The 8,504-nt window shown below is 51.4% G+C and carries 6 protein-coding genes and 1 pseudogene; 2 read left to right on the top strand and 5 right to left on the bottom strand.

Annotated features, from left to right (window positions below; translation table 11 throughout):
• The first annotated feature begins 57 nt into the window (after positions 1-57).
• Positions 58-2,169 carry a hybrid sensor histidine kinase/response regulator gene (locus B3729_RS12185; RefSeq protein ID WP_286788031.1) on the top strand — a complete coding sequence of 704 codons (2,112 nt, stop codon included), beginning with the start codon at positions 58-60 and terminating at the stop codon, positions 2,167-2,169.
• 42 nt (positions 2,170-2,211) lie between these two features.
• On the opposite strand, the gene B3729_RS12190 is transcribed toward B3729_RS12185, so the two are convergent.
• From B3729_RS12190 to B3729_RS12205, 4 genes are all read right to left on the bottom strand, one after another.
• On the bottom strand, positions 2,212-2,457 hold the full coding sequence (locus tag B3729_RS12190; RefSeq protein ID WP_010798707.1) for a hypothetical protein: 246 nt from the start codon (positions 2,455-2,457) through the stop codon (positions 2,212-2,214).
• A gap of 151 nt (positions 2,458-2,608) precedes the next feature.
• On the bottom strand, positions 2,609-4,234 hold the full coding sequence (locus B3729_RS12195; RefSeq protein ID WP_286788032.1) for a methyl-accepting chemotaxis protein: 1,626 nt from the start codon (positions 4,232-4,234) through the stop codon (positions 2,609-2,611).
• A 324-nt stretch (positions 4,235-4,558) separates the two neighbouring features.
• The gene (locus B3729_RS12200; RefSeq protein ID WP_286788033.1) at positions 4,559-4,972 is read right to left on the bottom strand and encodes a hypothetical protein; all 414 of its coding nucleotides are present in this window, start codon (positions 4,970-4,972) and stop codon (positions 4,559-4,561) included.
• A 460-nt stretch (positions 4,973-5,432) separates the two neighbouring features.
• Positions 5,433-5,699 carry a hypothetical protein gene (locus B3729_RS12205; RefSeq protein ID WP_286788034.1) on the bottom strand — a complete coding sequence of 89 codons (267 nt, stop codon included), beginning with the start codon at positions 5,697-5,699 and terminating at the stop codon, positions 5,433-5,435.
• Positions 5,700-6,286: 587 nt separating this feature from the next.
• Here B3729_RS12205 and B3729_RS12210 point away from each other — a divergent pair.
• Positions 6,287-7,582, top strand: coding sequence for a hypothetical protein (locus B3729_RS12210; protein ID WP_074828924.1), 1,296 nt, complete (start codon positions 6,287-6,289; stop codon positions 7,580-7,582).
• A gap of 318 nt (positions 7,583-7,900) precedes the next feature.
• Here the strand turns inward: B3729_RS12210 and B3729_RS12215 are convergent.
• Positions 7,901-8,504: pseudogene (locus B3729_RS12215) on the bottom strand (glycoside hydrolase family 5 protein); the annotation flags it as partial.

The following is an 8,504-nucleotide window of genomic DNA, read 5'->3' on the forward strand; positions in this document are numbered from 1 at the left end:
TGTGGTCGTATCTGGACACCAACATACTGAACAGGCCTTTTTCCTAAGAGACAATCCATGCAATTTTTAAGGGACGATCATGGTTGCCTGGGCTGGAGCGGTGAGATGGCCGAGCGTATCCGGTCTTTCGACTGGTCTCGTACGGATCTCGGCCCTATTGAACAGTGGTCCAAAAGTCTGAGCGCTGCCGTCCAGTTTCTACTGGCTTCTCCTGTTCCCCTCGTGATGTTGTGGGGACGGCCTGGCTATATGATTTATAACGATGCCTATGCCGTGTTTGCGGCCGGACGTCATCCTTTTCTTCTCGGCTCGCCAGTCGAGATTGGTTGGCCGGAAGTTGCCGAATTCAATCGGAACGTAGTTGATACCTGTCTGGCTGGCGGTACGCTCTCTTATCGAAACAAAGAACTCGTGTTGTTTCGTAATGGGCGCCCGGAAGACGTCTCAATGGACCTTTACTACAGCCCGGTACCCGAGGATGACGGCGTGCCGGCCGGCGTCATGGCCATCGTTATCGAAACCACTCAACACGTACTGTCGGAGCGGCGACGTCAGGAGGCTGAGCGTTCCTTCCGGGCAACGAATGAACGACTGCAACTGGCATTGAACTCCGGCGCGCTCCTAGGACTGTTCGTCTGGGATATCAAAGCACAATCCCTGACTGGAGATGAGCGCTTCGCACGAACCTTTTCATACCCCGTAGACGAAGCGGCGGCAGGCATTCCCATTCAGATCGCCAGCGGCTTCATTCATCCGGACGACCTGGAAAAGATCCGGATGCATATCAGGCAGACTTTTGATCAGGGCGGCGCTTTCAATGCTGAATGTCGTATCCGCCGCCCGAACGGCCTTTTCCGCTGGGTTTTAGCAAGTGGTCTATGCGAGTTTGACGAGCGTGGAGAGCCGTTTCGCTTTCCCGGTGTTCTGATTGATATTCATGAACGCAAGATGGCGGAAGAAGCGCTTTATCAACTGACGCGCAATCTGGAGCAGCGGGTCGCTGCTGAAGTGCAGGCCCGCTCGTTGGCAGAAGAGCAGCTCCGGCAATCACAAAAGCTGGAGGCGATTGGCGGACTGACCGGAGGCGTTGCACATGACTTCAATAATGTCCTGCAGGTCATTTCGAGTAACCTGCATCTGCTGGCTCGTCAGGAAAAGGACAACCCTCGTGTACAGAGCCGCGTAGAGGCTGCCATCAATGCGGTGGAGCGAGGAGCCAAGCTGTCTTCCCAACTATTGGCCTTTGCCCGTCGTCAAGCCTTATCACCCGGCATTTACAACCCAGCCCATATTTTCGAAGGGCTGGAGGAGCTCCTTCAGCGTGCACTGGGCGAGACCATCGAAATCGATATGTCCCTGCCTGACAATGCCTGGTGCATACACGTTGATCGTAACCAGTTGGAAAACGCTATTCTCAATCTGGCCATCAATGCCCGTGATGCGATGGATGGGGAAGGGCTGATCAGCGTTCATGGCGACAATGTCGTGCTGGATGAAGATTACTGTGCAGGCAAGGACATCAGTCCTGGGGACTACCTCTGCCTGTCCGTTGCCGATTCGGGCGAAGGTATGAAGTCAGAAGTGCTGGAGCACGTCTTCGAGCCATTCTTCACGACCAAGGCTGAAGGGCAGGGTACGGGACTTGGTCTTAGCATGGTGTTTGGCTTCGTCAAGCAGAGTGGGGGCCATATTGATATTCAGAGCGCCCCTGGATGCGGTACGACGGTACGGATGTATTTTGCACGCAGTCACAAACAGGCCGAAGAAGATGACCAGGGCAAATATGACTATACACTTGAGGGGCGGGAAACCATCCTGATAGTAGAGGATAATGAAGGTGTTCGATTCTCTGTTGTAGAGTTACTGCAGCAGGCCGGTTATGACGTGGCGCAGGCGCCCGATGCGGACGTGGCCATGCAGCTGCTGGAAGCCGGAACGAGGGTTGATTTGATTTTCACGGATGTCGTGATGCCCGGTCGGCTCAAGAGTACGGATCTGGCGGCATGGGCTCAGATGCAGGAACCTGCAATACCGGTATTGTTTACCTCAGGCCATACTCGGGACATCCTTTCGCAGAACAACACATTGGCACCTAACATCCATTTGCTTACCAAACCCTATCGCCCTGAGGATCTTTCAGCCATGGTACGTACTGCTCTGAGAGGATAGGCGATAGAAGCACCAGGTTCCATTTGGTGGGTCGAAGAGGTATCAGATAAAAATGTAATCCTTCTCCAAAGGCACATGGGAGCCTTTTGCACGTAGTTCATTGACGGCATAAACCAGGGTTAGGTTTAGCGCATCCTTATTCATCATGAGCTTAGGATCGAGGCGGCGCTGCACGCGTGCAGGAACGGCCGGGTCGATCAAGGTCAAAAGCATGTCTGTGCCGCGTGGTTCAAAAAGGAACTTAAGCGGCGGATCAAGACGTGCAAGTTTGTCAGCTATCAGGTTCATGGAGTGTGCCTCATGCTTAGCTTAAGCATAGGCCACTGTTTCCCTCGTAAAGAGCAATCCATCTGAAGATCTGGCCAGCTTTCAACACAAAAGCCCTCTGTTAAGGAGGGCTTTAAGTTTTTCTGTTGTAAAGCAATCAAGGAATGAACGATCAGACCTTGAAGCGATTTACCAAAGAATTAAGCTCAGCTGCCAGACGTGAAAGCTCATGGCTGGACGCGCTGGTTTGATGCGCGCCTGTGGCAGACTGCACGGATAGATCACGGATATTGACAAGGTTACGGTCAACTTCCCTGGCCACCTGAGCCTGCTCTTCGGCTGCGCTGGCAATTACCAGGTTACGCTCATACATTTCGCTGATCGACGACGTAATCTCGCTTAGCGCCTGGCCTGCACTTTCTGCCAGCTCCCGTGTGGAATGAGCGCGAGTGCTGCTGATCTGCATGGAGTTCAAAGCCTGACTTGCGCCGTTGCGCATGCCAGAGACCATTTGCTCGATCTCAAGCGTCGACTGTTGCGTACGATGAGCGAGCGCTCTTACCTCGTCAGCCACTACAGCAAAACCTCGGCCGGATTCGCCTGCACGGGCGGCTTCGATCGCAGCATTCAGCGCCAGTAGATTGGTTTGCTCGGCAATGGCACGAATAACATCCAGAACCTTGCCAATTTCCTGCGAGCGATCAGCAAGTTGACTTACCAGCACGGAGGTGGATTGAACTTCTTTCGACAGGTCTGTAATAGCTGTAATGGTTTCGTTGACTCGAGCATGACCTGCTTGTGCCGACTGGGTCGAAACCTTGGAGGCTTCAGAAGTCGACACTGCATTGCGTGCGACCTCATCAACCGCTGCGCTCATCTCGTTCACGGCGGTAGCAGCCTGTTCGATCTCATCGTTTTGCTGTTGCAGACCGCGGCTGGCTTCTTCGGTTACGGCGTTGAGCTCATCAGCCGCTGCCGCCAGTTGGGTTGATGACCCCGAGATCTGAGCCAGGGTGTTACGCAGGTTTTCCTGCATTTGGCGCAGTGCTACCTGAAGCTGATTGACCTCATCGCTGCCGCTGACCTCAATTTGAATGGTCAGGTCTCCTTTGGCAACCTGTTGTGCGGCGCGCACAGCACCCTGCAGGGGGCGGACGATACTTTGTGTCAGGAGCCAGGCCATAAGCACGGTAGCCAGGGCCGCCAAGGCAATCACGAGGATAACAATGGCGCGAGAGCTGGCGTATTGATCCGCCGAACTCTTTCCTTCGCGCTCGATCCCTTGTGCATAGTAGTCTCCCAGCTCGCCCAATGTCTTGCCAGTGCCATCGATGACAGGCTTCATGTCAACCAGAGTGAGTTTATTCAGGGCGACAGTATCGCCTTGGCGGGCCAGGACAAACGAGTTGGTCATACCCTGCTGGTAGACTGCAAAATCCTGTTTGAATTGTCCGTACAGGCGTTGCTCTTCGGGCGTATCGACAAAGGCCTCAAACGCCTTGATGTTATCCATCAAAACCTTATTACGGGCCTCATACTGGCTGGCATAGGTGTCGATGCTTTTAGGGTCGGGATCAAGCGCCATGCGCAAGGAAATGGTGCGAATACGCAGCATGTTTTCCCGGATGCTATCTACGATGCGGATGCTGGGTACCCATTCTGCTTCTATAGCCACACTACGGTCACGGATGTTGGACATCTTGCCTAGCGAGAAAATACCTAGAAAAGCAACCATCAGCGCGATCAGGCCAAACCCAAGCGCAGCCCGGGGGGCTATGTTCCAACTGCGTAGTAGCATATTTGTCATCCGCAAAAGTAGAGGCGAAAGCACGCCGAATTTTTGTTGTCTGATGACATGTATCGGCGGTCAGTCTTGAGGCTTGAATTTATTCAGTGACGGATAAAGCTCACTGCATCCATGGCTCAAGCGTTCTTGAAAGCGAACCTCTACCAGCTACCTGTTTTCTACTGCGACATTCCTAAAAAGCTAACTACCAGGCGCAGCTATGAATGCAGAGTCTGCAGTGTGCTCAAGCTGGTAGAGCACAGCCTGTCCAACTATAGAGATGACCCGTCCAAGAAGGAGCTGAAAAACCGCCAGTTAACTACCTTCAATCAACTGTTAGATTCGCTCGGTCAATATATCGACCGCGGAGGGGCTGGTCATAATAGGCGTGTCGATTTCCAGGTTTCCATCGCCTACCACAGCGCTCTCAGCATAACCTGTGATAAATAGCACCTTGAGGTCAGGGCGGCTAATACGCGGCGTCAGCCATTTGTCTTCCGTTAGCCCAACATCGGAAACTAACAGGCCGATAGCGGTATCGGATTGCAGGATTGCCAAGCCAGAAGCGCCATCTTCAGCTATCAGGGCGTGGTAGCCGAGTTCTTCAAGAATCTCCACGACCAGCATACGGATAGTCGGCTCGTAATCCACAACCCGTACTGCCCCGCCAGTAACGGTACGGAGCAACTGTTCTTGAGTGGGCTCACTTGCGGTATTTACGGCCTTTTCTTCTGCGCGAGTTATAGACATATCCGTATTCCTTGCCCCGTTTCCGGAGCGATATGCATCTGCCCACCGGTTAGCGCACGAAGCCGTAAATTATGGAGAGCCCAACCCCATGCCCAGAGGTTTAGTAGTGACGGTGGTCAATATGTGCAATGCAGATGGACAGGTTTTTCGGAACCCTAGGGTTGTGCCGGTCCAATCATATGAGCGGGCATGCATCCCACCTCCCGCCGGCAGAAAGAAAGGCGCAAGACATAGGCGGAAAAGGAGATTTGCGCATCATGCGAGTTGGACGTCCTGTAATGGTGACAAAAGGCAAAATCAGAGAACCTTCCACGTGGCAACCCACCAAGATGGAGAGGGTGCAACACGCGTTTAGCCCATCCGGTACGGACGTCACACTAGAAGTGCTTTGTGCTGCAAGTGTGGCAAGGAACATGAGAAGTACTGTAAAAGCACTGTGATAAAGAGAGGTAAATAATTACTACCCGAGCGAGCCATGATGTAATGGATCATCATGGGTAAATTCATGGCTATTGGATGCCGGCTGGTTAAGCCGACGCTGGATATCCATCAGGACCGTTTCCAAAAGCAGACGGTTACGCGCCTGATCAGACGTTAAGATCCACTCAAGTGGATGACCTCCTTCAACAGGTAGTGCGGTAATAACCAGTGTCCCGTCAGGTTTTAGTAAGGTATCGACTTGATAACGGTCACGGGCCGAGTCAACAAGCATGATCAAGGCATTCATAGAATCGGCTACATCGTTGGGTGTTATCTAGTTAGAGTCAGGCTACTTCAAGAGATTCTTGAAGACTCTTCCCGCTCGTCTAAAGGTTTTCCTGCCCAGTCAAAGCCTTTCTTATGCTCCGCCTCCACCCTGCATCTGATCGCTATGCGGGTCCTTTAGTGAGCCTTGGTTAAAAAGGTCCTAATAAGCTGCGGGAGGGGTGATCTATTACTAAAGAAGAGAACTAATTCAAAGTATTTATGCTGGCAAACTCACAAAACCAAGGTTTTTTGTCAATTGCTTTTGTATTGAACGTACTATGAATTTGTTTTGATGATTTATAAGTTATTTATCAATAGAAGGCAAATAGCCAGTATTCTTTCGAAATCACTCGTACCGTCACAGTAGTCTGGTTATTTGAGCCAATATGACGGTAATAATTGCCCGCAATACTAAGCTTGTCTGTTTCAAGCATTGATCTAAGTAGTCCATTGCCTGCCTTGACAGCGTCTGCGTCGCCACTAGCTTTATGATCCCTCAACAGATTGGTGTGGGTTGGCACGCTTGGTGGTTTCGAAAACAAACCGCATGTAAAGGACATAAAATTAATGATCACGGTTAGCAAGCGTAACGTCTATTACGTATGTTTGTTTATTCTTCTTATTTTTCAATTTGGTGTGTTCGAGCAAGGGCACACAAACCCTATTGGCGTAAAGTACGTCAGTGAATTGTACTTGGCGATATGCTTGGGTTTTACAGCGCTTCTTCTTACAGGTACACCTCCGGCCAACAAGCAGGACTACAACCTCGGCTTGAGTTTTTGCCTTTTTTCTGCATTTGTGTTCTGTTTTCTACCTGCGTTATTTTCAAATCTTTTTTATGGGCAGCCGCTGTTCTATGGATTGATTGAAGAGCGTCGTGTCCTGTTCTGTTTCAGCTTTTTCGTTATTGTCTATTTTGCAAAGCGTGTAACCGCTACCCAATTCGAGCAGCTGATACTGCTGGTAGGTCTTATCTCCGTTGGGCTTTCCTGGCTTTCCTACGCAGGCGTGCTGCCCGATCTTCGTGAGCAGGTGCTTGACCTTAGTCGTCCCGGACGTGCCTCGCCCGGCGCAGCGGCCATCATCTTCTCCTACTGCCTTAGCGTCTATTTCATGGGGCATGGACGATCTCCCCTGAACGGCGCTCCAAAGTCAAAAGTGCTCTATGGCATCCTGGCGTTTGTCTTTCTGGCCACGATTGTCTTTGTCATGCAGACAAGACAGGTCATCGTGATCTGCTTTCTCTTTACCGCGATGTGTCTGAAAAGCCGCATGGTGATGCCCATGATCCTGGGTAGCATTGCGCTCTTTCCGATATTGGTGAACCCACATATCCTCGATAGCTTGGGGCTCAACCTTGATTTCTATATGCAATCGGTGGAGAGCGGGCCTACGGATAATGTGCGGGAAAACACCATTGCTGCCATCATGAACCATTTGCATGAATACAACTGGGTTCCTAGCGGCAGCTTGAGCCTGATGTGGAATGATGGGTTCAAACGATTCTTCAGCAACTACTTCTTTCTGTCTGACGTAGGGGTAATTGGTACCTTATTCCGCTTCGGATTCCTGACATTTGCCATCATTCCGATTGGCTTGTTCATCCACTACAGGGTTGCAACGAAGTTAAATCCCAACTTGGACTTTACGCTGGCGTTCTTCCTGGCCAACCTTGCCATGTGGCCGTTGGTAGGTGTGTTCGAGTATCAGGCACCTACGGCTTTTCTTCTCGCCCTACAGGCACTCAAAACACACTATCAACATACAGCCAGAGCTACTGACGAAATCGCAGCGGTACCGTATCCATACCCAACGCGGCTTGAGTCGTTGTCTGGCGCCAGAGGAATGAGAGGCATGACCTGATTCATTTTTAATAAAGGAAAAGGCTGGGCTTATACCCGGCCTTTTCCTTTAAGGGATGCCAGTAAAGCCAGATCAAGCAGATAGGTTGACTCAGAAGGGATTACAGGAGAGATGATGCATAGCGAGGCAATTACGATCAGCTTATGTAGCTGCTAGAGAATGCCGTTTTGTTGTCTTACATAGGGAATCTGGTATGGGCTGGCAAAATACGCGTCTGATACGAACGCACCTGGCCTATGGAGGGAGAAAAAGTAAAGACAAGGAGCTGTCCCTAGCTCCAGATACAATCCATCACAGCCCGTAGGTAAGAGACTGTTGTTATTTAGACAAAACAGTCAGCGTCTTGGGATAACCTACGACCGACCCATTGACTGCCGCGCCATCCACATAGACACCTAGATTAGTGCCAGCCTGCACATAGGTAATCTTGCGGACCTGACCATCCGCTAGCTTAACCGACTTGCCCACCTGAAAGGCGGCTTTGTTGGCGGTCGTGCCCGGTACCGAGAAGCCAGCCTTCTTACGGTACACACCATTGAGCCAATCGGTGTTGGTAAAATTGTTGATGGTGCTGGTCACGGAACCCGTTGTAGTGGATGGTGCCGGCGCAACAACGGTCGGTGTAGGTGCAGGCGAAGTTGTTGCTGCTTTCTTCGGGCCTATTTCCGTACAGCTGCTGCTGTCCATGTACTTCTTAAGGGTCGGCCACTGCGGACGCTCTACACCATTGATAGGCTCAACCGACATGAAATAATTGCCCCAACCCGGACCTGCCGCCCAGTAGGATGCCGGTACGCAATTCTCTTTCAGGTAGGCCAGCATATTGTCCATCAGGATGTTCCAGCGCGGGTTGTTATCCGGTACGCCGAACTCACCAATATAGCCACGCTGACCATGCTTTTTCAGCCACTCTACGAACGGC

This window comes from Pseudomonas sp. UBA3149 (assembly GCF_002364655.1).
GTDB lineage: Bacteria > Pseudomonadota > Gammaproteobacteria > Pseudomonadales > Pseudomonadaceae > Chryseomonas > Chryseomonas luteola.